Annotated in this window: 17 protein-coding genes; 13 read left to right on the top strand and 4 right to left on the bottom strand. The window is 43.4% G+C overall.

Annotated features, from left to right (window positions below; genetic code table 11):
• The first annotated feature begins 7 nt into the window (after positions 1-7).
• From R2Q85_RS08450 to R2Q85_RS08390, 13 genes are all read left to right on the top strand, one after another.
• Entirely contained in the window at positions 8-1,309 is a 1,302-nt protein-coding gene (locus R2Q85_RS08450) for a murein hydrolase activator EnvC family protein (protein WP_316811324.1), read from the top strand.
• Positions 1,310-1,433: 124 nt separating this feature from the next.
• The gene (locus R2Q85_RS08445; RefSeq protein WP_316811323.1) at positions 1,434-1,850 is read left to right on the top strand and encodes a twin-arginine translocase TatA/TatE family subunit; all 417 of its coding nucleotides are present in this window, start codon (positions 1,434-1,436) and stop codon (positions 1,848-1,850) included.
• A 10-nt stretch (positions 1,851-1,860) separates the two neighbouring features.
• Positions 1,861-2,061, top strand: a complete 201-nt coding sequence (locus tag R2Q85_RS08440) for a twin-arginine translocase TatA/TatE family subunit (RefSeq protein ID WP_316811322.1) — start codon at positions 1,861-1,863, stop codon at positions 2,059-2,061.
• Between the two features lie 42 nt (positions 2,062-2,103).
• Positions 2,104-3,567, top strand: a complete 1,464-nt coding sequence (gene gatA / locus R2Q85_RS08435) for an Asp-tRNA(Asn)/Glu-tRNA(Gln) amidotransferase subunit GatA (RefSeq protein ID WP_316811321.1) — start codon at positions 2,104-2,106, stop codon at positions 3,565-3,567.
• Positions 3,568-3,597: 30 nt separating this feature from the next.
• Entirely contained in the window at positions 3,598-4,815 is a 1,218-nt protein-coding gene (locus R2Q85_RS08430; protein WP_316811320.1) for a lytic transglycosylase domain-containing protein, read from the top strand.
• Positions 4,816-4,889: 74 nt separating this feature from the next.
• Positions 4,890-7,205, top strand: coding sequence for an NADP-dependent malic enzyme (locus R2Q85_RS08425; protein WP_316811319.1), 2,316 nt, complete (start codon positions 4,890-4,892; stop codon positions 7,203-7,205).
• 2 nt (positions 7,206-7,207) lie between these two features.
• A complete protein-coding gene (gene ruvA / locus R2Q85_RS08420) occupies positions 7,208-7,792 on the top strand; it encodes a Holliday junction branch migration protein RuvA (protein ID WP_316811318.1) in 585 nt (194 codons plus the stop codon).
• 42 nt (positions 7,793-7,834) lie between these two features.
• A complete protein-coding gene (sprA, locus tag R2Q85_RS08415; protein ID WP_316811488.1) occupies positions 7,835-14,986 on the top strand; it encodes a cell surface protein SprA in 7,152 nt (2,383 codons plus the stop codon).
• Positions 14,987-15,086: 100 nt separating this feature from the next.
• On the top strand, positions 15,087-15,467 hold the full coding sequence (gene gcvH / locus R2Q85_RS08410; RefSeq protein WP_316811317.1) for a glycine cleavage system protein GcvH: 381 nt from the start codon (positions 15,087-15,089) through the stop codon (positions 15,465-15,467).
• Between the two features lie 74 nt (positions 15,468-15,541).
• The gene (locus R2Q85_RS08405; RefSeq protein WP_316811316.1) at positions 15,542-15,874 is read left to right on the top strand and encodes a VanZ family protein; all 333 of its coding nucleotides are present in this window, start codon (positions 15,542-15,544) and stop codon (positions 15,872-15,874) included.
• Between the two features lie 297 nt (positions 15,875-16,171).
• Positions 16,172-16,387 carry a FeoA family protein gene (locus R2Q85_RS08400; RefSeq protein WP_316811315.1) on the top strand — a complete coding sequence of 72 codons (216 nt, stop codon included), beginning with the start codon at positions 16,172-16,174 and terminating at the stop codon, positions 16,385-16,387.
• A 5-nt stretch (positions 16,388-16,392) separates the two neighbouring features.
• The gene (gene feoB, locus R2Q85_RS08395; protein WP_316811314.1) at positions 16,393-18,507 is read left to right on the top strand and encodes a ferrous iron transport protein B; all 2,115 of its coding nucleotides are present in this window, start codon (positions 16,393-16,395) and stop codon (positions 18,505-18,507) included.
• Between the two features lie 18 nt (positions 18,508-18,525).
• Complete coding sequence (locus R2Q85_RS08390; RefSeq protein ID WP_316811313.1) at positions 18,526-19,140, top strand: SprT-like domain-containing protein; 615 nt, start codon at positions 18,526-18,528, stop codon at positions 19,138-19,140.
• Here the strand turns inward: R2Q85_RS08390 and R2Q85_RS08385 are convergent.
• From R2Q85_RS08385 to R2Q85_RS08370, 4 genes are all read right to left on the bottom strand, one after another.
• The gene (locus R2Q85_RS08385; protein WP_316811312.1) at positions 19,089-19,892 is read right to left on the bottom strand and encodes a hypothetical protein; all 804 of its coding nucleotides are present in this window, start codon (positions 19,890-19,892) and stop codon (positions 19,089-19,091) included. The two genes, R2Q85_RS08390 and R2Q85_RS08385, sit on opposite strands and share 52 nt — an antisense overlap.
• Positions 19,893-19,942: 50 nt before the next feature.
• Positions 19,943-21,919, bottom strand: a complete 1,977-nt coding sequence (locus R2Q85_RS08380; RefSeq protein ID WP_316811311.1) for a dehydrogenase E1 component subunit alpha/beta — start codon at positions 21,917-21,919, stop codon at positions 19,943-19,945.
• Between the two features lie 3 nt (positions 21,920-21,922).
• Positions 21,923-23,314: a LutB/LldF family L-lactate oxidation iron-sulfur protein gene (locus R2Q85_RS08375; protein WP_316811310.1), complete on the bottom strand. Its 1,392-nt coding sequence runs from the start codon at positions 23,312-23,314 to the stop codon at positions 21,923-21,925.
• Between the two features lie 94 nt (positions 23,315-23,408).
• The gene (locus R2Q85_RS08370) at positions 23,409-25,001 is read right to left on the bottom strand and encodes a M28 family peptidase (RefSeq protein WP_316811309.1); all 1,593 of its coding nucleotides are present in this window, start codon (positions 24,999-25,001) and stop codon (positions 23,409-23,411) included.
• Positions 25,002-25,009: the final 8 nt, after the last annotated feature.

Here is a 25,009-nt window from a genome sequence, read left to right as displayed (position 1 = left end):
TGACCCGATGAAGTTATCCCGATTCCTTTTCCTTTTATTTTTTATAGGTTCAACCTGCACTACATCCCTTGTATTTGCGCAAAGCAGTTCGGAACTCAAAAGAAAAAAAGAAGCCATACAAAGGGAAATTGAGCTGTTACAGAGAAATCTGAATAAAACAGCTAAAAGTAAAAAGCTTACTTTAGGTCAGATCAATGCTTTAAACGCCAAAATCAGGCTGATGCAGGATAAGATCACGGTGATCAACTCCGAGATCAAGAACCTGGATAACCAGATCCACGAAAATACCAATACAGTGATCAGCCTAAAGGGGCAGCTGAGCCAGTTGAAAAAGGAATACGCGGCAATGATCAGGTTTGCGCAGCGGAACAAGAATGCTTACGATAAAATGATGTTCATTTTTGCAGCTAAAGATTTTAACCAGGCCTATAAGCGCATCAAGTATTTACAGCAATTTGGACAATACCGTAAAAAACAGGCCGGATACATACAGGGGACCCAAAAAGACCTGAATTATAAGATCGTTGTTTTAGATAAGAACCTGAAAGAGAAAAGCAGTTTACTACATGAGCAGGAGAACGAGAAAGATAAACTGGGTAAAAATAAGTCGCAGCAATCTGCTGTACTGAACAAATACAGCAAGCAGGAAAAACAGTACAGGCAGGACATTGCCACAAGAAAAAGACAGCAGGCGCAGCTGGACAGAAGTATACGTGCAGCAATTGCACGCGAAATAGCCCTGGAGCGTAAACGTGCCGAAGAGGCAGCGAGAGCTGCTGCTGCAAAAGCTGCCGCCGCTGCTGCGGCGAAAGCCCGGGCAGAGAATAAACCTGTGCCAGCTGCAGCACCAGCTGCAAAACCTAAAGCGAATAGTTCCGGTTACCTGGCCGCAACACCTGAGGCTGCACGTTTATCTGCCGCATTTGAAAGTAACCGTGGCTCGCTGCCATGGCCGGTTGCTGCCGGATCTATTACCGAAAGTTTTGGAAAGCATAAAGAGGGACAGGCAACGTATGATAATGCGGGTGTAACGATCCAGACAGCTGAAGGGGCAGGAGTACGGGCTGTATTTAACGGTAAGGTGACTAAAGTAGGGAATGCACTGGGCCGGTATTATATCCTGATCAAACACGGGCAGTTCTTTACGGTTTACCAGAATTTAAGATCTGTAAGTGTAAGTGCAGGTGATGAGGTGACTACAAAACAGAATATCGGAACAGTTGCTTCATCAGGCGATATACCGGAACTTCAGTTTCAAATTTACAGAGGAACGGCGGCACAAAATCCGGCATCCTGGATTGCGAAATAATTGCAATTAAATGATATATTTCCGCTGTCTTTAGCTTTTTAAAGGTATTGGAGAGATCGCAAATATTGTTATTGGCAACAATATTTGCTAAGTTTGTGTTATAGAAGTAAAAATAGAGCGAAAGATGTATACAGGTACGTTAGTGGAATTCTTAAATATGGGCGGGGGCGAGATAATGCTGATCCTTGCTGTTGTACTTTTGTTATTCGGAGGTAAAAAATTGCCCGAATTGGCAAGGGGACTGGGAAAAGGCCTGAGAGATTTTAAGGATGCTTCTGAAGGGGTAAAGCGTGAAATCCATAGAAACATCAATTCCGTAGGTATAACTGATGAGATCAATGATTTTAAATCAGCTATTAACGATGAAGACAGCAACAGGCCTCATCCCTATGACTATACACCCAATGAAGATACGTATGTAGCGAATGATGAGCCACATAGTACAGGGATAAATTTAGAGAAAAAAGATGCTACTGAGCATGTTGAGCATATTGATGATGCCGGTAGCAATAAAATAGACACAGATAAAACTAAACTTTAACTAAAATATCATGTTTGACACAACAATATTAGCTTTTGGATTGGGTGGCGGAGAGATTGCTGTCATCGTAGTAATTGTATTATTACTTTTTGGCGGTAAAAAAATTCCTGAACTGATGCGTGGGCTTGGAAAAGGAATTAAAGAATTTAAAGATGGGAAAGATGGTGCGGATGATGCGGTAGAGCCGAAGCAGACCAACAAACCTTTATAGGTTTACCAACCCGATTTTTTAAATTTAAATGTATTCTTGATTTTGAAGAAATATAACTCCTTAAAAGAGATACAAAGCCTTATTGAGCAAAATGAGCTCAGTTTACCGGCCTTATTAGACTATTATTTTGAGCAAATAAAAAAAAATCAACACCTCAATGCTTTTAATGAGGTGTTTTTTTATTCTGCAGGTAACCAGGCTAAACTGGTACAGGAAAAGATAGTTCAGGGAAGGGCAGGTAAGCTGGCAGGGATGGTGATTGGCATAAAGGATAACATCTGTTATAAAGGCCACAAGGTTAGTGCCTCCTCTAAAATGCTGGAAGGTTTTGTTTCCCCTTATTCTGCGACTGTTGTAGAACGTTTGATCGCTGAAGATGCGGTAATTATCGGCAGGTTGAACTGCGATGAATTTGCAATGGGCGGATCTAATGAAACTTCGTATTACGGACCTGTTAAAAATGCAGCTGACAATGAAAAAGTAGCCGGAGGCTCTTCGGGTGGTTCTGCTGTTGCGGTACAGGCAGACCTATGTCTTGCGGCTTTGGGAACAGATACCGGTGGTTCTGTAAGGCAGCCTGCTGCTTTTTGCGGCTGTATCGGTTTAAAACCTACTTATGGCCGGATTTCAAGATATGGTGTGATCGCTTATGCTTCCTCATTTGATCAGGTGGGTACCATTACTTCCTCTGTCAGCGATGCGGCTGTTTTAATGGAAGTTTTAGCCGGAGCTGATGATTACGACAGCACCGTATCTAAATTGCCGGTGCCGGATTATCATGCTGGCCTGACCGCAGATGATGCGGCTTTTAAAGGCGGCACATTTAAAAAGAAAAAGATTGCTGTTTTAAAGGAGACTTTAGAAAGTGAAGCCTTGAACGCGGATATCAAAGCCGCTATATTAACAGCTATTGAAGCTTTAAAGGAGCAGGGGCATACTGTAGAATATGTTTCTTTTGACCTGCTGGATTACCTGGTGCCAGCCTATTATGTGCTGACCACTGCCGAAGCTTCATCCAATTTATCCCGTTACGACGGGGTGCATTACGGACATCGTAACCTGAATGCTGGCAGCTTAAATGAGTTGTATAAATTATCAAGGGCAGAAGGTTTTGGAGAAGAAGTAAAGCGCAGAATTTTACTGGGAACCTTTGTTTTGAGTGCCGGCTATTACGATGCTTATTACCAGAAAGCCCAGCAGGTGAGAAGGCTGATCAGGGAGAAGATGGAAGAGATGCTGAGCCATTTTGATGTGGTATTGAGCCCTGTTGCCCCAACACCGGCCTTTAACATCGGAGAAAATATTGATGATCCGCTGGTGATGTATATGGCCGATATATTTACGGTACTGGCCTCATTAACGGGTATCCCGGCCATTGCCATCCCTTTGGGCAATAATACTGAAGGTTTGCCGTTAAGTGTACAGTTAATGGCTAAGCATTTTGGAGAGCAGGACCTGTTGTCTCTGGCTCATGCCTTTTTAAATGCCAGACAATTGACCAGTTAAACCAATGAACCAAAACCCCATACAATGCCTATGAAACCAATAGTACGCTTTGTATCTTATTGCATTTTGACTTTAACCTGCTTTTCGGCAGGAGCACAGCAGCGCATGCTGCAGATTACAGATACTACCTATGTTCCTGTTGTGGATGAAACTACAGCTTTTTACAATCATAATTATAGGTATAAGGCCAGGCTGGATTCTATTCAGAAGACTGTTCCGCTAAGCTATAATGAATATGTACAAAAGTATATTGACATTTATGCGGGTCGTAAGGATATGATGGGAAAGATGCTCGGGCTTTCGGGTTATTATTTCCCGATTTTTGAAAAGGCTTTAAAGAGCTACAATATCCCGGAAGAGATCAAATACCTGCCGATCATTGAATCTTCAATGAACCCACATGCGGTTTCTCGGGTTGGAGCTACAGGTTTATGGCAGTTTATGTTCGCCACAGCTAAGGGCTACGGGCTGAATATGGATAATTTTGTGGATGAGCGTAAAGACCCGATCCAGGCCAGTTATGCTGCAGCCGCTTATTTCAGAGATGCCTATGAGGAGTTGGGCGACTGGCTGCTGGCTATTGCCGCTTATAATTGCGGGATGGGCAATGTCAATCGTGCGATTGCGAAAGCAGACTCCAGGGATTTCTGGGAGATCAGACGATTCCTGCCCATGGAAACGAGAAATTATGTGCCCGCTTTTATTGCGGCAGTTTATGTGATGAATTATTCCGGAAAACATGACATCAAAGCACAGCGCTCTGTTTTTCTTAAAAATACAGACACTATCCAGGTAAACCGTTTTGTATCCATCCCTTCACTGGCGGATGCGCTGGATATTGAAGTAGAAGAATTATGGAGCCTGAATCCTTCTTACAAAAAGAAGATCGTAAATGGTTCTGAACTTTCGCCCAAGCGTGTCATCTTACCAAAGGTGAACCTGGCCAGTTTTGCAAGGGTCTATGAATTGCTGAATGAAACCGAAGCCGATGTAGACCGCAGAATTATATTGGCATCAAATGAAGGCCAAGTAAGGCGGAAGCCTAAAGCGGAACATAAATCGCCAATTTTGTATCATAAAGTGGCTCCAGGCCAAAACCTGATCGGTATCGCCAATAAATACCATGTGGAGGTACAAGACCTGAAGGTCTGGAATAATCTAAAAGGGACAACAATTGTTCCTGGACAGCGACTGAAAATCTATAGCAATACCGAAGGAAGGCATATAGTGACCCCGCAAAGAGGTTAAATTTAATGTGTTCTTTTTTTATTTATGGCTTGTTAAAAGAATTGTAACTTTGGCCCCTTACATTGGATCATTTTATGAGTAAGATTAATAGAAAGCAGGATGCGTTAGATTACCACTCGCAAGGGCGGCCGGGGAAAATTCAGGTTATACCAACCAAACCAACCAATTCCCAAAGAGATCTGGCACTTGCTTACTCGCCAGGAGTAGCAGAGCCTTGTTTAAAAATAGCCGAAAATACAGAAGATGTTTATAAATATACAGCCAAAGGTAACCTTGTAGCTGTAATTAGTAATGGGACTGCAGTTTTAGGACTGGGTAATATTGGCCCGGAGGCTGGTAAGCCGGTAATGGAAGGTAAAGGTCTTCTTTTTAAGATATTTGCTGATATCGATGTTTTTGATCTGGAACTGGATACCACAAATGTCGATGATTTTGTTAAAATAGTAAAAGCATTGGAGCCTACTTTCGGCGGAGTGAATTTAGAAGATATTAAAGCACCGGAGTGTTTTGAAATTGAACGTCGTTTGAAAGCCGAAATGAATATTCCGGTGATGCATGATGACCAGCATGGTACGGCTATCATTTCTGCCGCGGCTTTGTTAAATGCCTGCGAGCTGCAGAAAAAGAAAATGGATAAGGTCAGGATCGTAGTAAATGGCGCTGGTGCTGCTGCGATTTCCTGCTCGCGTTTATACGTTTCTCTGGGTGCAAAAAAAGAGAATATCGTGATGTGCGACAGATCGGGTGTGATCAGGGACAACCGGGAAAACCTGGATGCGATAAAAGCAGAGTTTGCAACTTCCAGAAAGCTTGATACGCTAACAGAAGCGATGAAGGATTCGGATGTTTTTATTGGCTTATCCTCAGCCGACTGTGTAACAGAGGACATGCTGAAATCGATGGCTAAAAATCCGATCGTTTTTGCTATGGCAAACCCGAACCCGGAGATTGCTTATGAACTGGCTATTAAATCCCGTAAGGATATCATCATGGCTACAGGCCGTTCTGATTACCCCAACCAGGTGAACAATGTGCTTGGTTTTCCTTATATTTTTAGAGGAGCACTTGACGTTAGGGCAACTGCAATTAATGAGGAGATGAAGATCGCTGCGGTGAAGGCAATTGCTGAACTGGCTAAAAAATCTGTTCCTGAGGCGGTAAATATGGCCTATAATGAGAAGAATATCAGGTTTGGTAAGGAATATATCATCCCGAAACCCATGGACATGCGCCTGATGACCAATGTTTCATCGGCGGTGGCAAGGGCGGCAATGGAATCGGGTGTTGCGCGTAAAGCGATCACCGACTGGGCTGCTTATGAGGAAGAACTGAAACACCGTTTGGGCATGGATGATGCCATTATGCGGGCCATAACAAATAAAGCAAAATCAGATCCTAAACGTGTTGTATTTGCGGAGGCAGATCATTATAAAATATTGAAAGCTGCCCAGATTGTTAAGGATGAGAACATCGCCATCCCGATTTTACTGGGCAACAGAGAGGTGATTGAAAGGATCATTGAAGAAAGTGCACTGGATCTGGAAGGTGTAACGATCATTGATCCCTTTAAAGAGCCTGAACTGATGCAAAAGTATGGGCAATACCTGTATGAAAAAAGACAGCGCAGGGGCCTTACTTTATTTGAGGCCACCAAGCTGATGCGCGACAGGAATTACTTTGGGGCATCTATGGTAGAGTTTGGCGAAGCGGATGCCATGATATCCGGACTGACCAGAAATTACGTGTCGACCATTAAGCCTGCCCTGCATGTGATCGGTACTGCGCCTGGTGTAAACCGGGTTGCCGGTATGTACATGATGATGACCAAGAAGGGACCGGTGTTTTTTGGGGATACTACGGTTAATGTGGATCCCACTGCTGAGGAACTGGTTGACCTGACCTTGCTGTTGGAACGTTCTGTTAGTAAATTTAATATCCACCCACGAATTGCCCTGTTGTCTTATTCCAACTTTGGTTCTAACGAAGGAGTAGTGCCAGAGAAGGTAAGGAAGGCTGTGAAAATATTACATGAGCAGCATCCGCATATTATGGTGGATGGTGAAATGCAGGGAAATTTTGCCATCAATAATGCACTGCTAAAGGATAATTTTCCATTCAGCAGACTGGTAGACGGGCCGGCAAATACGCTGATCTTCCCGAACCTGGAATCTGGCAATATTGCCTATAAGCTTTTGCAGGAATTGGGTGAGGCTGAGGCGATTGGCCCTATTTTGCTGGGTCTGAACAAGCCTGTTCATATTGTTCAACTTGGAAGTTCGGTTAGGGAGATTGTAAATATGGTTACCTTAGCTGTTCTGGATGTTCAGGGAAAGGAACAGGAAGCAAACCCAAAAAAAGGCGGTTTATTAAAAAGAATAGCTAAGAAATAATTATGTTTGAGTATATAGATGGCAAGCTGGCTTTTAAGTGTCCTACTTATATTGTTGTGGAGGCTGGTGGCGTAGGCTATCATCTGAATATTTCTTTGAATACATATAGCAGCCTGGCCAATACCGAGCGATGTAAGGTATATACCTGGCTGCATGTAAAAGAGGATGCGCATACCCTTTACGGCTTTGCCGATGAAGGTGAGCGCAGGCTCTTTTTACACCTGATCTCGGTGTCTGGAATAGGGCCGAATACAGGCAGGATGATGCTTTCATCCATTACGCCGGTGGAAATTCAGACGGCGATAGTAAATGCAGATCTTGCACTTATTCAGCGGATTAAGGGAATAGGAGCGAAATCTGCACAGCGTTTGGTACTGGAGTTACAGGACAAACTGAAAAAAGAAGGATCGGGGTCGTTAATAGCGGCTCCTTTGAACCATACAGTAAGGGAAGAGGCGCTTTCGGCATTGGTAATGCTTGGATTTGCCAAACCAGCTGCTGAAAAGGCAATAGACAATGCGGTGAAAAGTGGTGGACAAGATTTGTCTGTTGAACAAATGATAAAAATAGCATTGAAGAATTTATAGATTTCGGCATTGAAAAACTTATTAACGCTATTGCTCTTCCTGATGGTAACTTTTGACGGACTGCAGGCTTTTTCGCAGGTTACACCGCAAAAGGAGAAACAGGACACCCTAAAAAACGCTTTCGGGCTGAAAGAGAAGCAAAGACTTGGCATTAGATCTTTGTCAAATCCCTTTTATCCCTTGCCTGAGAATATGCACCGGAAGGTGGAATATGATGCAGTTAATAAAAGATATATTATCCAGGAATTGATTGGGGAAAAACCTTATGGCAGGGTACAATACCTTACTGTTGAGGAATATATGCGTTTGGTAAACAGCGAGATTAAACGCGAAAACTGGCGGGTATTGTCTGATCAGGAAGTGAATGATGTGAGGCGCACTGGGATTATTCCCAGCTTAAAAGTGAACAGCAAAGCCTTTGAAAGGATATTTGGCGGTACGACCATAGACATACAACCCCGTGGAGAAGCCGAGCTTACTTTTTTAGGCAGGATCAATAAAAATGAGAATCCCTTGTTTAACGAGCGCCAGCGGGTTCAGGGAAATTTTGATTTTAACCAGCGCATCCAAATGGATGTGATCGGTAATATTGGTACCAAGCTGAAGATCAATATGAACTACAACACGGAAGCCCAGTTTGATTTTGAAAATCAAGTTAAGCTGGACTATACAGGTGGCGAGGACGATATCATACAGAAAATAGAAGCGGGTAATGTGAGTTTGCCCTTAAATACAACCCTGATTAACGGGACCCAGGCGCTGTTTGGTATAAAAACCCAGCTAAAATTTGGCAAACTAAACGTAGCCACTGTTTTTACACAACAAAAATCGCAATCCCGGGAAATACAGATCAATAATGGTGCTCAGCAAAATGAATACAGGCTAAGCGCTGATAATTATGAGGCCAATAAGCATTATTTTTTAGCCAGATATTTCAGGGATAACTACAATAAAGTCTTATCTAATCCACCTACCATCACTTCGGGGGTATTGATTACCAAAATAGAGGTCTGGATTACAAATAAGGCAGGAAATACACAGGATTCCAGGGATGTACTGGGCTTTATTGATCTTGGAGAAAATCAACCTTTTAATTCAGGCATTGCTGGAGGGACATCGGCACTGCCCTCTGGTTTTACAAATCCCTTGTTCCCAAGGAATTCCAATGATCTTTTAACCAAGATCCCGGCAAATTCCCGTCTTACAAATTCTAATGAGATCATTTCTTTTTTTGCGGGAAGCGGGGGGACAGACAATTATGCTAAACTGACCTATGCACGAAAATTGTCAGACAGGGAGTATACTTTTCATCCCCAGCTGGGTTATATTTCACTAAATAATGCACTGAACAGTGATGAGGTGCTGACTGTTGCTTACAGGTATACTTACAATGGACTGGAATACCAGGTAGGGGAGTTTTCTACGGATGTTCCTTTTGATCCGGGCATGCCTAAGGTTTTGTATACGAAGTTGCTGAAAAATGAGGTGATCAAAACCAATTTACCCACCTGGGACCTGATGATGAAAAACATTTATTCTATTGGTGGTTATCAGATCAGTCAGCAAAACTTTAAGCTGGACATTTTCAGGATTGATGAAAAGACCGGTGTAGAGAAGCCGCTGATACAGGAAGGACAGAAACTGGATGCAGACCGCCGGCCTTTGAATGGCAAACAATGGATACAGGTTACCGGGCTGGACCGCCTGAACCAGCAAAAGGAACGGAAACCTGATGGGGTATTTGATTTTGAAACGGAAAACAAACCCTTCGGAACCAGTACCACAAATACACAGAATTCATCATATAACAATGGAAATGCTGGCAGTACCACAAATAGCCAGGTTAATTTTTCAACCAATACACTTAATGGCTACATTACGATAGATCCCCTGAACGGACGGATTATTTTTCCGCTGATTGAGCCTTTTGGTAAAGATCTGGCCGGCCAGTTTTTGCCAACAGAACAACCGCTGATTGATAAATACACTTTTCCGGCATTATATGACTCCACAAAGGTGGTTGCACAACAGCTGTTCAGTAGCCAGAACCGGTACATCATAAAAGGAGCTTACCAATCTGAAATCGCTTCGGAGTTCAGCTTAAATGCCATTAATGTTCCTGAAGGTTCGGTAAAGGTATTTGCAGGCACCATTCCTTTACAGGAAGGGGTTGATTTTACAGTAGACTATCAGGGAGGCAGGGTAAGGATCATTAACCCGGCATTGTTGAGTTCTGGGCAACCGATCAGGATCTCGACAGAAAACAATGAGCTGTTTGGATTGCAGCAACGCTCCTTATTCGGAACAAGACTGGATTACAAGGTAAACAACAAACTAAACCTTGGGGGTACTTTAATGAACCTTACGGAGAAACCGCTTACCGCCAAAGTGAACATTGGGGAGGAGCCGATCTCCAATACGATGTGGGGACTTGACCTGAACTACAGTTCACCATCCCGGTTTTTGACCAAACTGGTGGATAAACTGCCGCTATTGTCGACTAAGGTACCTTCTAACATTAGCTTTTCCGGGGAGTTTGCGCAACTGATCCCGGGACATCCTAAAGCATTGAATTTTGGCGGCAATAAGGGTGGGGTGAGTTACCTGGATGATTTTGAAGCTTCGCGCTCCGTGATCGACTTAAAAAGTGCCATTTCCTGGCAATTGTCAGGGACACCGCAGCTTTTTCCTGAAGCGAGCAGGATTGATGACCTGAGTTATGGTTTTAACCGGGCAAGGATTGCTTTTTATAACATAGATCCTATTTTTTACAACAGGAATACCGGTAATATTCCGGATAACCTGAGAAATAACCGGAATGAGTTGTCTAACCACTATGTGCGGGAGATCATAGAACAGGAGGTTTTTCCCTTTAAAGAAACCAGCACGGGGCAGGCCATCACGTTGCCCACATTGGATGTCGCTTTTTACCCTACGGTACGCGGTCCTTACAACTATACCACTACCGGATTTAACCCAAATGGTATACTGACCAATCCAAGATCACGCTGGGGCGGTTTGTTCAGGAGGATAGAAACCAGCGATTTCCAGGCTTTGAACATTGAATACATTGAGCTTTGGATGATGGACCCGAACATCTATAAACCAAATTCGACGGGTGGAGACCTGTATTTTAACCTGGGCAATATTTCGGAGGACATTTTAAAAGACGGACGTAAATCATTGGAAAATGGATTGCCTGCCAATGGTGATCGGGAAAAATATGAGGAGACCAAATGGGGCCGGGTGCCTAAGCTGCAGCCGGTGGTTCAGGCATTTGACAATGATCCTGCAGCAAGAAAAGTTCAGGATGTGGGTTTGGACGGTTTATCAAATATTGGCGAGAAAGCGAAATTTGATGAGCAGATTACCCAGATTAAAGGACAGTTGAACCCAGATGCTGCAGCTGAGTTTGACAATGACCCTTCATCGGATGATTACGTTTATTTTAGGGGCAGATTACTTGACCAGGCCAATGCGGGGATACTGAAACGTTATCAGCGCTATAACGGGCCTGAGGGGAATTCGAAAACCGCACAGCAATCGCAGGAAGACTTTGGCGTAGACAACTCGGCTTCCACTTCTTTACCAGATGGGGAAGACATCAACAGGGACAACAACATGACCCAGAGTGATGAGTACTTTCAGTATAAGGTGTCCATGCGGCCTGGTGATTTAATGGTGGGACAAAACTTTGTGACGGATAAGATCACCTCGCAGGTGAAATTGGCCAATGGGCAAACGCAACCGGTTACCTGGTACCAGATTCGGATCCCTCTGGCGCAGTATCAGCAGAAAGTAGGCAGTATCCAGGATTTTAAATCTATCCGTTTCATCAGGATGTTCATGACCAATTTTGCAGATACTACGGTATTACGCTTTGGAAAGATACAACTGGTGAGGGGAGAATGGAGACAATACAACGCAAACAATGAAGTGTCTCAGATCATCCTCGACCCTTCGCTGCAAAATGCAGGGCCAGACAATTCGACTATAGAAATATCAACCGTAAACATTGAAGAGAACGGCAAGCGGACACCAATTCCATACGTGGTTCCTCCGGGTATTGAAAGGGAACGTGATTTTAGCAATTACCGTGGTGATACCCGCCAGAATGAGCAATCACTGGCAGTAACGATAAAGAACCTGCGTGACGGGTATGGAAGGGCCGCCTTTAAAACTGCACTGAACGATTTCAGGTCCTATAAGCACCTGGAAATGTACATTCACCTGGAGGCTTTGGGCAATGCTCCGATCAATGACAATGACCTGAACGCTTTTTTAAGGATTGGAACGGATAACCAGGACAATTACTATGAGTATTCGCAACCCCTGAGGGTAACGCGGCCAGGTACGAGTGATCCTTATGCGATATGGCCTGATCAGAATAAACTGGATATCGAGCTGGAGCTGTTCCAGAAAGCAAAAATTGCGCGGAACAATGCCCTGGATGCAGATGGCCTGCCATGGAACATCAGCAAACCCTTTACCTACCAGGTTGATGGTAAAACGATCATTGTAAAGGGACAGCCTGACATGAGTAAGGTACGGGTGTATATGCTGGGCGTGATGAACCCTTACCGGAATGGCGCAAGTCCGGGCGATGATGGTCTGGACAAAAATGCGCAGGTATGGTTCAATGAAATGCGGTTAACCGAGTTTGACGAGCGCGGTGGCTGGGCGGCAACGGCAAGGATGAGTGCCAAGCTGGCCGATTTTGCCGATGTGAACGTATCCGGAAGTAAATCGACCATCGGTTTTGGGTCACTGGAAAAAAGGGTGAGTGAAAGGAACCGTGCAGACAATGTGTTTTTTGACATTTCCTCCGCCATGGAGCTGGGTAAGTTCTTCCCTCAGAAAACGGGGATTAAGATTCCAATGTTTGTGAGCTATTCGAGCCAGGTAAGTACGCCGCAGTACGATCCTAAAATGCCGGACATTGAACTAAAAAATGCGTTGGACAAGGCTTCGAAATCTGAAAAGAAAGCCATTTTGGAATATGCCCAGGATTATACAACCAGGAACAGCATCAACTTTACCAATGTGAGGAAGGAAAGGACAAACCCGGATAAAAAACCTCAGCTGTGGGATATTGAGAATTTTAATGCGAGTTATGCTTATACCAAGTTTGCGCACCGTGATTTTATCAATAAAAATAATGTGCAGAAAACTTACCGGGCATCACTGGCTTACAGTTATTCCGGACAGTCTAAAAATGTGGAGCCTTTCAGCAAGATCATCAAATCCAATACCCTGGCATTGCTGAAGGATTTTAATTTTAATCCACTGCCCAATGCGGTTAACTTCAGGGTAGATGTGGACCGTTACTATTCGGAGAACAGTTTGCGGAACAATGACCCTAACAACTATATTCCCATCAATACTACGTTTAATAAGAACTTTTTGATCACCAGGGTATATGGCATTTCATGGAATTTGACCAGGTCCTTGACACTGGACTTTGATGCAACCAACTATTCCATTATTGATGAGCCTGAAGGCAGGATCGAAGGCTTAAAAAGGGATACCATCTGGCAGAACCTGAAGCGTTTGGGTCGGACCACGGATTATAACCACAATTTAAATGTGACTTATTCGCTGCCGCTGAATAAAATACCAGGGATGGACTGGGTAACAGTAGCCACCAGGTATGGTACTAATTTTAACTGGCAGACGGAGCCGCTTTCTACTTTAAGAGACCCGCTGATTGATTTAGGGAATACCATTCAGAATTCAAGAACGATACAGGTGAACCCAACTTTAAACCTGGCCGGTTTGTACAATAAATTTGGTTTTGTGAGGCGCGCAAATGGCGCAGGGGATAAAGTTTCATCGGGTGCCTCATTCTTTGTTGGTTTATTAACCGGTATAAAAAATATAAATGCTGCCTTTACGCAAACTAAAGGAATATTTTTACCGGGATACCTGCCACGTGTAAGTTATTTCGGCCTGGATGAGGCAACGGGGGCTCCGGGCTTAGGCTTTGTTTTTGGTAGCCAACGGGACATCAGGGAGATGGCTTTAAATAACGGATGGATCACCAGGGATACTTTACAATCGCAGCTTTACATCAATACCCTAAGGGAGGACTTAAGTTTAACTGGTTTGATTGAGCCGATCAAAGACCTGAGCATTACCTTAACTGCCAATAAGAACAGAACGCTAAACTATTCTACAAATTTCAGGTACGACCAGTCGCTGCGTGATTTTGGAAACCTGAGCCCTTTTACTACGGGTGATTACAGTGTTTCCTTTATTTCACTGAAAACAGCATTTTCAGAGAAGCAGGGGGGTACCGTTTCTAAACTGTTTGCTGAATTTATGAGCAACAGGCAGGTGATTTCGCAGCGCCTGGGTGCAGAAAATATAAATTCTTCTGGCAGTGCTCCAGGCGGCTATGCTGATGGATATGATAAGAATTCGCAGGATGTAATTGTTTCGGCATTCCTGGCAGCTTATACCGGAAAAAGTGCTTCGTCCATCAGTCTGAACTCCCTGCCGAAGATTCCTTTGCCCAACTGGCGCTTGAACTACAGGGGGCTTACCAGGATCGCATTTCTGGCCGAACGGTTCAGTTCTATCGACCTGAGACATGCTTACCGCTCCGTATACAGTATCAATGGATTCAATTCATTGATACGTTATCAGGAAAGTAATGGCTTTGTAAGCAGCCGGGATGAGAACAGAAATTTCCTGCCTTACTATCAATATGCCCAGGTTACGATTGCAGAGCAGTTTTCTCCGCTGATAGGTGTAGATACCCGCTTGAAAAATAACATGACTGCAAATTTCGAACTGGGAAGAACGCGACTGCTGGGGTTGAGCCTTGCCAACAGCCAGCTCGCCCAGTTGTCGGAAAATAATATGGTGTTTGGTCTTGGCTATCGCACCACCAAGTTCAGGTTTCCTTTTGGCCTGTTTAAGGGATTAAAAACAGATAACAACATGGATTTTAAACTGGATGTGGCAATAAGGGACAATAAGACCGTGATTTACAGGGCAGACATCACTGAAGCAGAAGTTTCTTCGGGCGCTAAAAACATCACTTTAAGGCCAAGCGTTGATTATGTCTTAAACCAGCGCTTTAACGTCAGGTTGTTTTATGACTCAAACATTACCAAACCGTATACCTCACAAACCTTTAATACTTCGTTTAGTAATTTTGGCTTTAGCTTAAGGATTACACTGAATTAGAGTTGTTTTAAATGATGAGATTTAATTACCTTTGAAGCGGACCTGCATGTGATGGCTATTTACCGCTTGGCACATAGCAACTAACAATTAAAATAAAAAAATGAATTTTCCATCAGAATTAAAGTACACAAAAGACCACGAATGGGTTAAGATTGAAGGTAATGAAGCTTTTATTGGCATCACTGATTTTGCACAGCGTGAGTTGGGTGATATTGTTTACATCGATATCAATACAGTAGGTGATGAAGTAGCTAAAGATGATGTATTTGGTACAGTTGAAGCGGTTAAAACGGTTTCTGATCTGTTTATGCCGGTAACCGGAACAGTATTGGAAATAAATGCAGCTTTGAATGACAATCCTGAACTGGTAAATACAGATCCTTACGGGCAGGGATGGATGGTAAAAGTTAGCCTCGGAGATGCTGCCCAGGCAGATGGACTGTTAACTGCAGATGCTTACCAGGCCCTTGTAGGCGCTTAATGAACCTGTTCGGACAATTAAAATATCAGATCTGGGCTGTTATCTGGACCGTGGTCATTGTTGTACTTTGTACAATGAAGATGCCTTCAGGTAATGGCCATGGTTTTTTCTTTGAAGGGTTTGATAAATTTGTCCATATGGGCTTTTTTTTCGTACTCACGATCTTGTTGTTCTATGGCAAGATCAGGCACCAGCACAATTATAGTTTCAGCTCTTTAACTATTTTTAAGATCATCGTGATCACAGCTGCACTTGGTGCCGGAATAGAAATGTTACAATTGAAATTTTTTAGTTACCGATCTGCGGAATGGTGGGATTTTGGCTGTGATATGATCGGCGTGTTTATGGGTGTGTTTAGTTACATACTCTTACATAAATCTAACTACAATGAGAAAACTGGCAATTAAACTGGCTATGGTGCTGTTGGTATGCACGGCGAGCAGTTGTGGCATTTTTAAATCCGGATGTCAGTGCCCTAAGGTGAGCTACAACAATTATCCCAGGCGATAAGCACCTTTTGCCATTTCTGGATTCAGGTAATAAAAATGACCAAATAAAGACTGTGTTGCAGCCTCTTCATAAGCGCTCTTTATTTGGAATTATTATAAATTAAGTCTAAATTGCGCCCACAATAAGCATTTGAGCAGACCTATCCCTATAAAGGGCAGAAGCTCAAATGGTGATTTATACAAACCTTTATATAGATGAAACTTTCGCAGCTTAATCCAGGAGAACAAGGAACTATCGTAGCATTTACAGATCTGGAAATGTCTGTTAAATTAATGGAAATGGGTTGTTTGCCTGGTGAGCTTGTAGAAGTTGAACGGTTTGCTCCACTTGGCTGCCCTATTGCCATTCGTGTTGCAGGTTATCAGCTTTGTTTACGTAAAAGCGAAGCTGCGGTTATCATTGTTCAATAAAATCAATGGCGTTGGATATTAAAGTTGCATTAGTTGGTAATCCCAATACAGGTAAATCTACTCTTTTTAATCGTTTAACGGGATTAAATCAAAAAATCGGAAACTTCCCGGGAGTCACTGTCGATAAAAAAATAGGCTATGCCAAATTAGCCGATGGCAGACAGCTGCAAATTACCGATTTACCCGGTACCTACAGTTTATACCCCAAAAGTGCCGATGAGCGTATCGTTTTTCAGGTGCTTGCCGATGCAAAAAACAGCAGCCATCCAGATGTAATTGTACTGCTTGTTGATGCGTCTAATTTAAAGCGGAACATGTTGTTGTATTCGCAGGTAGCTGATTTGGGAATTCCTATGATACTGGCCTTGAATATGATTGACCTGAATGAAAAACAAGGTGTTGAAATCGATATCGATAAGCTGGCTGTTAAGCTGGGTGTTCAGGTAGTTCCGATCTCTGCAAGGAATAATATTGGGATCAATGTGCTGAAAGAGGCTATAGCACATACAAATATGGCCACCCAGGTAAATGATTTTGAGGTCAGTTTTTTAGCACCGGAGGCCATACAGGCCATTAAACATAAAATTGGGTCTGATCGTGACTATTATGCATTGCAGGTATTGCACCAGCATGAACATCTGAATTTTTTCAATGCTACAGAACAGGAGGAAATTGAAAACATAGAGCAATCTAATGGTTTTGAATCGTCAAAAATACAAGCGGCCGAGACCATCGCGCGTTATAAGCACCTCAGTACTATTCTCGCTGATGTAGTTACGGATAAGGGAAAAAATTTAGGCAAACGTTCATTCAGTGATAAGCTGGATGCGGTATTGACACATAAGGTATGGGGTTTCGTCATCTTTATGCTGATTCTTTTTGTGATTTTCAATGCGATATTTGCCTGGGCAACATTTCCTATGGAATGGATTGAAAACGGCTTTGGCTGGCTCACCGGATTTGGACACGAACATTTGCCGGCGGGGATGCTTACGGATCTGTTACTGGATGGTGTAGTTGCCGGCCTTGGTGGGATTTTCGTCTTTATTCCGCAAATTGCGATACTTTTTGCTTTCATTTCTATTTTGGAAGATACGGGTTATATGGCCCGGGTTACTTTTATGATGGATAAGATCATGAGCAAGGTTGGTCTGAATGGAAAATCGGTAGTTCCGATGATTGGTGGGCTGGCTTGTGCAGTACCATCCATCATGGCTGCAAGAAATATAGAAAACTGGAAGGACAGGATGATTACGATTATGGTTACGCCATTGATTAGCTGTTCTGCCCGTCTGCCTGTTTACATCCTGCTGATTTCCCTGGTGATCCCTTCGGAGACTGTTTTCGGATTTATCAATTTGCAGGGGCTTGCGCTGATGGTAATGTACCTGATCAGTTTTGTTGCGGCTATTTTAGTGGCATGGGTGATGAAAATCATCATTAAATCTAAAGAGCGTTCTTATTTCATTATGGAACTGCCAATCTACCGGATGCCAAGATGGAAAAATGTGATTTATACCATGTATGAAAAATCAAAAACTTTTGTTTTTGAAGCAGGTAAGGTCATTATTGCCATTTCCATCATCTTATGGGTAATGGCTTCTTTCGGACCGGGAAACAGGTTTGACGAGATTGATCAAAAGTATGCCGCTACTTTAGCTGATCCGGCTTCAGATGCCAAACATATAGAAACGCTGGTAGCTACAGAGAAACTGGAAAACTCGTATGTTGGTATACTTGGTCATGCGATAGAACCGGTAATCCGGCCTTTGGGTTATGACTGGAAGATCGGCATCGCCTTAATTACTTCCTTTGCCGCACGTGAAGCTTTTGTGGGAACCATGGCTACCATCTATAGTGTTGATGGCGGGGATGAGGAAAGTGATACCATACGGGAAAGAATGGCAGCCTCGATCAACAGTAAAACAGGCCTGCCAGTATACAGTTTTGCCACAGGTATTTCGCTGATGTTGTTCTATGCATTTGCCATGCAGTGTATGAGTACTATTGCCATTGTTTATCGCGAAACCAAAGGCTGGAAATGGCCAATGATACAATTGGGATATATGACTGCTATGGCCTATGTGGCGGCACTTATTGCCTATCAACTTTTGAAGTAATTTATTTATCTTGTGCTGGTGGAAAAGGAGCATATTTTATCACAGTACATGCCTTTGGCTGCTGCACCTATCATTGCGAAGTGGATAGATTATTTTCAGTGCGAATTTAAAATTTCAAAAGGAAGGGCAACCAAGCTGGGTGATTACAGGCATCCTTATAAAGCATCGGGGCATAAGATCTCTGTCAACAATAACCTCAATGCTTATGCTTTTTTAGTCACTACAGTTCATGAATTTGCGCACCTGTTAACCTGGAACGATCATAAGAACAAGGTAAAGCCTCATGGAAATGAATGGAAGCATAATTTTAAGAGAATGATGGTGCCATTTCTGGAAAAGGAGATATTTCCGGAGGATGTGAAAAAAGCGATTGTAAATTACCTCAACAACCCGTCTGCCGCGAGCTGTACAGACCTGAAATTATCCAGGGCCTTAAAAAAGTATGATGTGCTGGCAGATGTTTCCAGATTGGAGGAGCTCCCCTTACATGCGATATTCAGCATCAAAGACGGACGGCAGTTTAAAAAAGGGGAAAAGCTGAGGAAACGCTATCGCTGTCAATGCCTCGACAATGGGAACATTTATTTATTCAACCCCCTTGCAGAGGTTATGCTTGCTGCAACGGGTACATAGATTGCTTCCCTATCAATAACCTGCCATTTGATATTCAGTTTTTTATCTTTAAAAAGGGAAGGCCTGTTGATGAGACTGTCAATGAAGAGATCGGTATCATTTACCATTACAGCTGCCTGGTAGCCATCCGGAAGCTTACTTTTCAGCACAATACGGCTTTCAGCTTCAGCAGGAATGATGTTGTCAAACAGGACCTCAAATTTGTTGCTTGCGTTGATGGCATCCTTCAGCTGTAAAATGTTGTCAGCGAAAGCTACATTGTTTTTAGGGGGTATTTGCAGGGTGGTATAGCTGCTGGCTTTAAGTGCTATTGCTGTGGCGGCGGTCCGCATTTCTTTCTTAAAAATGATGTTGTTCCTGATATAGGCCCTGCTTTCTTCATACTTTTTCCCATTTTCCTTATCCAATATGCTGTTTTCTTTAACCAGGACAAGGCTGTCATTTTTTAGATAGTATTTCCGGGTGCTGTTGCTCAGGCTTTCATTGCTGATATATTCTGTAAATATTACAGGACTTCCATTCCAGCTGTATTGTTCTGCATACATTAAACCCTCGCCGATTTGATAAACCAGGCTGATTTGTTTTTCCAGGCCTTTAGCATTGGCGTCTAAAGAATCAGCATACTGCAGGATATCCTGTTCGCTCATTGCGGCTGCGGTACGTTGGTTGATCAGTGTCGCCTGCGGATGTTTAGGCTTTTGATTGCAGCTATATAGCAATAACAGAAGCAAGGGAAGGTAGATGGCTTTCATAAGACCTGATGAATTAGATCTTGGAAATGACCATTATCGTGCCAATTCGTTTAGTAGGCCAACAGGCGTCTGATGGTTCCCTTTAAACGGGTTTTTGCCAGGAAACTATCTTCCAATGCTTTATTCATGGGAATGGCAGTATCACTGCTGGCACAGCGCATTACCGGTGCATCCAGGTATTTAAAGCAGTGTTCGGAAATCCAGGCTGCCAGCTCTGCACCAAATCCACAGCTCAGTGTGTCTTCATGCAGGATAAGCACCCTGCCGGTTGTTTTAACGGCATGTGCTACAGTTTCTTTATCCCAGGGCTGCAAACTTCGTAAATCTACCAGCATAGCTGAGAGGTCAGGATTTTGGTCCAGGTAAGATAGGGCCCAGTGTACGCCTAAGCCGTAGGTGATGATGCAGCATTGTTTGCCATGTCTTAAAACATTTGCTTTACCTATTTCGGTGGTATAAAAGCCCTGAGGCACCAATCCATGGAGGGAACGATACAGGTACTTGTGTTCAAAATACATTACCGGGTTTGGATCTGCTATGGCCGCAAGCAACAAGCCTTTGGCATCATGGGGAAATGCCGGGTATACCACTTTTAAGCCTGGTGTTTTGGTAAACCAGGCTTCATTACTTTGGGAATGAAAGGGGCCTGCACCGGTCCCGGCGCCTGTCGGCATGCGGATCACCACATCTGCCTTTTCTCCCCAGCGGTAGTGCGTTTTAGCGAGGTTATTAACGATCTGGTTGAAACCACAGGTTACAAAATCAGCAAACTGCATTTCCATCATCGCTTTATAACCATTTATAGAAAGACCCAGGGCCGTGCCTACAATGGCCGATTCGCAGATAGGGGTATTGCGTACCCTGTCCTTGCCAAACTCTTCAACAAAGCCTTCAGTGATCTTAAAAGCACCACCATATTCTGCAATGTCCTGACCCATCAATACCAGTTTGTCGTACTTTTGCATAGCCAGGCGAAGCCCATCCGAAATGGCATCAAGATAACGGACATCCTTTGTTGGCCCTTCTGCTACCGTTGCAGTTTCAGCATAAGGGAAATACATATCATTCCATTCCCTTTCGTTGTTTACCTGGGGTTCAGCTTCATTAAAGGCATTTTCAACTTCGTTTTCGATCTCCGTTTTCAGGCTGGCTTTGATTTCTGCAATAGTATCGGTATTGAGTATTTTCTGGTCCAGCAGATACTGTTCAAAATTTCTAACAGGGTCTTTTTTTTCCCATTCTTCAAAAAGTTCCTTGGGTACATATTTTGTACCTGAAGCTTCTTCATGACCACGCATTCTGAAGGTAAGGCATTCGATCAACACCGGCCTGGGGTTTTCCCGCATCCTGCTGGCAACACCATCAATCAGGTCATAAACTTCAAGGATATTATTGCCATCAACTTTGAAGCCTTCAATTCCATAGCCTATAGCTTTGTCAACCAGGTTTTTACATTTGAACTGTTCATTAACCGGGGTAGACAGGGCATAACCATTATTTTCTATCAAAAAAATAACAGGCAGGTTCCATACCGCTGCCACATTTATGGCTTCATGGAAATCACCCTCACTGGTTGCACCTTCTCCGCTGAATACCAATGTTGCCTGTTTTTCACCAGCCAATACATCTGCAAGCGCAATGCCGTCTGCAATCGCCAGCTGTGGCCCTAAATGAGAGATCATTCCAATGATCTTGTGTTCCTGTGTTCCGAAATGAAAGGAGCGGTCCCGGCCTTTCGTAAATCCGGATGCTTTGCCCTGCCACTGGGCCATCAGTTTGGTTAGCGGAACGTTTCTAGAGGTAAAAACACCTAGATTTCTGTGCATGGGCAGGATGTATTCCGAAGCCTTCATGGCCATGGTACTGCCCACAGCAATGGCTTCCTGTCCAATTCCCGAAAACCATTTTCCAATACGCCCCTGACGAAGTAAGATCAGCATCTTTTCCTCTACCATACGGGGGTAAAGGAGTTGTAAATAGAAATTTAATAAACTGACATTGTCCTTATCTTTTCTGTCGAAGGTCATAGGTTATAAGCTTTTCGGATCTTTGGTTTTTTCCCTCCACAATTTAGCAAAAGATTTCGGTGCAACCACAGGCATTTCGCGGTATTTACCCCATATCTTTTTAAACAGGAATTTCAGGAAAAAATTCTTGATCTTTCCACTAAAAGCATCCATTCTTGACCTTTTCAGCATGCTGGTTTTCCAGATCTTCCAGCCAATTTCTTCTGCTTTGGTATTGTCGTGCTCTGCAGCTGCATCTCTGCGGTTCAGCAATAGCATCTTATGAATGTCTATTTTAACCGGACAAACTTCGGAGCATTTTCCACATAAGCTGGATGCGTAGCTCAAATGTTTAAATTCTTTCATCCCCTTCAGGTGCGGGGTAATGATAGATCCTATTGGTCCGCTATAGGTGGTGTTGTAGGTATGTCCGCCAATGTTTTTGTAAACCGGGCAGGCATTCAGGCAGGCCCCGCAGCGGATGCAGTATAAACCCTGGCGCTGATCTTTCTGGGCCAGCAAATTGCTGCGGCCATTGTCTAGAAGGATCACATACATTTCTTCAGGCCCATCCGTTTCTTCACCGCGTCTTGGACCACTCAGTATCGTATTGTATACAGTTAAATTCTGGCCAGTACCATGGCTGGCCAGTAAAGGCCAGAAAAGGTCCAGATCTGCCATAGAAGGGATGATCTTTTCTATACCCACAATGGCAATGTGAATTTTAGGAAAGGTAGTGCAAAGCCTGGCATTTCCTTCGTTCTCTGTTAAGGCAATGCTTCCGGTATCCGCAATTAAGAAATTCCCGCCACTAATGCCTATATCCGCATTTAGGTATTTCTCCCGTAAAAGCTCACGGGCCTTTTGGGTCAGTTGCTCGGGGGTATAATCCAGGGGGGTGCCAAATTTTTCATGAAACAATTTGGCAATATCCTCTTTGTTCAGGTGCATGGCAGGTGTTACGATATGATAGGGGTGCTGGCCAAGGAGCTGAACAATGTATTCACCCAGGTCACTTTCCAGTGATGCTATGCCGTGTTCTCCTAAAAAATCATTGAGATGAATCTCTTCTGTGGTCATGGACTTTGCCTTGATGACCGTTTTACCACCGCTTTTATTGATGATGTTCAGGATTTCCTTTTGTGCTTCCTGCGTATCATTTGCCCAGATCACTTTCCCGCCCCTGCGCTGAAAGTTGGCTTCAAACTCAGGTAAAAACTTGTCCAGGTTTTCCATCACCCGCCATTTAATTACATGGGCTTTCTTTTTTGAGTTTTCCAGGTTCTCAAATTTGGACAAACCCCGCTCCACCGCAATATTGTATTTGCCAATGTTGTAATTAATTGTTTTGCGATGCCCTAAATCAAAGGCCTTCTCATCCGCTTTAACCAAAAATTCCTCAGATACCTTCATCATCTTCCAAATATAAAAATAAATAAGATTAAGCATTGTCATGCCAGATTTATATGGCATAAAAAAACCTGCCGGATAATGGCAGGTTTTAAAACTCTTATTTTTTCTTTGTTCCGTCTTCGTTCTTGTCTACCGCAGGTCGCTTTGCCCCGTTTGCAAGCTCCCATGCCGTAAAGTAAACCAATCTGGCCCTTTTAGCCAGCATAGGGAAGTCAATTTTACTCAGTTCATCGCCTGGCTGGTGATAGTCTTCATGGACACCATTAAAATAAAAAATAACCGGAATGCCATGTTTGGCAAAGTTATAATGATCAGAACGGTAGTAAAAGCGGTTTGGATCTGTACGGTTGTTGTAGCGTTCGTCCAGGGTCAGTTTTACATAATCTTTATTTGCCTTTTTACCTATGCGGTCCAGGTCGGTACTGAGCATGTCAGAACCAATGATGTACACAAAATTATTATCCGATGCATGTGCTGCATCGCCACGTCCGATCATGTCTATGTTCAGGTTGGTGATGGTATTGGCCAAAGGAAAAACAGGATATTCCGAATACCATTCAGAACCCAATAATCCTTTTTCCTCACCAGTTACCGTCATGAACAAAATACTTCTTTTAGGGCCTTTCCCTGCCCTTTTGGCCTTTGAAAACGCTTCAGCGATCATCAATACGCCAGTAGTGCCAGAGCCGTCATCATCAGCCCCATTATTGATTTTGTCAGCTCCTTTTGCCTCAGGGGTAATGCCGATATGATCATAATGGGCGGTAATGACCAAAACTTCTTTTTTTAACTTTGGATCAGAACCTTCCATGTAACCCAGCACATTTTCGGCCCTTACTTTGGTCTCCGTTTTTTGCGCACTTGCTGTAATGGCAGTAGTAATGACTTGAGAAGCAGGTTTACCCGTATCTGTTAATTTCTTTTTTACTGCATCCAATGTAGTTTTCGCAGCTTTGAAAATCTGGTTGGCCAGGCTTGTTCCGATATAAATCACCAGTGTGCTTTGCGTCAGGTTCATGCGGTCCAGGTTTTCCTTAGTTTTCATTAACATCTGGCCCGACTGCAGGTAATTCTTCAGATTGTCAGGCAGGTTATCCACCACCGGATCTATCACCAAAATAGCCTTCGCCTTTTGATCAGTGAGGTACTTGATTCTGGAATTGATATTTTCACCGGTTTTTTTTGCAGCTGCTGCCCCAGAGGGCTCAGCTGTTTTAAAGATCATGACTACTTTTCCTGCAACGTCCTGCCCTTCATAGTCGTTGTATCCTTCATTTTTCAGCCCGTAACCGGCAAATAAAATATGCTCAGAATTAAAGGCATACCCCTTAAGGGATACGGCTGCAGGCATAATGTAAAAATCTTTCAGGGGCTCCGCCGGTTGTCCTTCCAGTGTTAAAATCTGTGAGGTGTTAAAATAGGCCATGTCTATCGGCTGAAAATAATCCCCGTTTACCGGACCTTTTAAACCCAAAGCTTTAAAATGTGCCCTGATGTAATCAGCAGCCATCCATCCACCTTTTTTACCCGTTTCCCTTCCTTCATATTCATCAGAAGCAAGTACGGAAAGGTGCTTATAGGCATTGTCTTTATTGATGGCCTGACTGAACTTTATGGCTTCCCTGTTCTGGGCCACAGCAGTGCAACCCATTAGCAAAACAAGACTGGTGTATAAGAGGTTCCCTTTCATAAGCTTCT

This window comes from Pedobacter heparinus (genome assembly GCF_032678725.1).
Lineage (GTDB): Bacteria > Bacteroidota > Bacteroidia > Sphingobacteriales > Sphingobacteriaceae > Pedobacter > Pedobacter heparinus_A.
This window is presented reverse-complemented; position numbering and strand designations above follow the sequence as displayed.

Bases quoted from the DNA above. Each gene is read 5' to 3' on its own strand.
- R2Q85_RS08450 (WP_316811324.1), top strand. From the start codon at position 8: ATGAAGTTATCCCGATTCCTTTTCCTTTTATTTTTTATAGGTTCAACC.
- R2Q85_RS08445 (WP_316811323.1), top strand. From the start codon at position 1,434: ATGTATACAGGTACGTTAGTGGAATTCTTAAATATGGGCGGGGGCGAG.
- R2Q85_RS08440 (WP_316811322.1), top strand. From the start codon at position 1,861: ATGTTTGACACAACAATATTAGCTTTTGGATTGGGTGGCGGAGAGATT.
- R2Q85_RS08430 (WP_316811320.1), top strand. From the start codon at position 3,598: ATGAAACCAATAGTACGCTTTGTATCTTATTGCATTTTGACTTTAACC.
- R2Q85_RS08425 (WP_316811319.1), top strand. From the start codon at position 4,890: ATGAGTAAGATTAATAGAAAGCAGGATGCGTTAGATTACCACTCGCAA.
- ruvA (WP_316811318.1), top strand. From the start codon at position 7,208: ATGTTTGAGTATATAGATGGCAAGCTGGCTTTTAAGTGTCCTACTTAT.
- sprA (WP_316811488.1), top strand. From the start codon at position 7,835: ATGGTAACTTTTGACGGACTGCAGGCTTTTTCGCAGGTTACACCGCAA.
- gcvH (WP_316811317.1), top strand. From the start codon at position 15,087: ATGAATTTTCCATCAGAATTAAAGTACACAAAAGACCACGAATGGGTT.
- R2Q85_RS08405 (WP_316811316.1), top strand. From the start codon at position 15,542: ATGAAGATGCCTTCAGGTAATGGCCATGGTTTTTTCTTTGAAGGGTTT.
- R2Q85_RS08400 (WP_316811315.1), top strand. From the start codon at position 16,172: ATGAAACTTTCGCAGCTTAATCCAGGAGAACAAGGAACTATCGTAGCA.
- feoB (WP_316811314.1), top strand. From the start codon at position 16,393: ATGGCGTTGGATATTAAAGTTGCATTAGTTGGTAATCCCAATACAGGT.
- R2Q85_RS08385 (WP_316811312.1), bottom strand. From the start codon at position 19,892: ATGAAAGCCATCTACCTTCCCTTGCTTCTGTTATTGCTATATAGCTGC.
- R2Q85_RS08380 (WP_316811311.1), bottom strand. From the start codon at position 21,919: ATGACCTTCGACAGAAAAGATAAGGACAATGTCAGTTTATTAAATTTC.
- R2Q85_RS08375 (WP_316811310.1), bottom strand. From the start codon at position 23,314: ATGATGAAGGTATCTGAGGAATTTTTGGTTAAAGCGGATGAGAAGGCC.
- R2Q85_RS08370 (WP_316811309.1), bottom strand. From the start codon at position 25,001: ATGAAAGGGAACCTCTTATACACCAGTCTTGTTTTGCTAATGGGTTGC.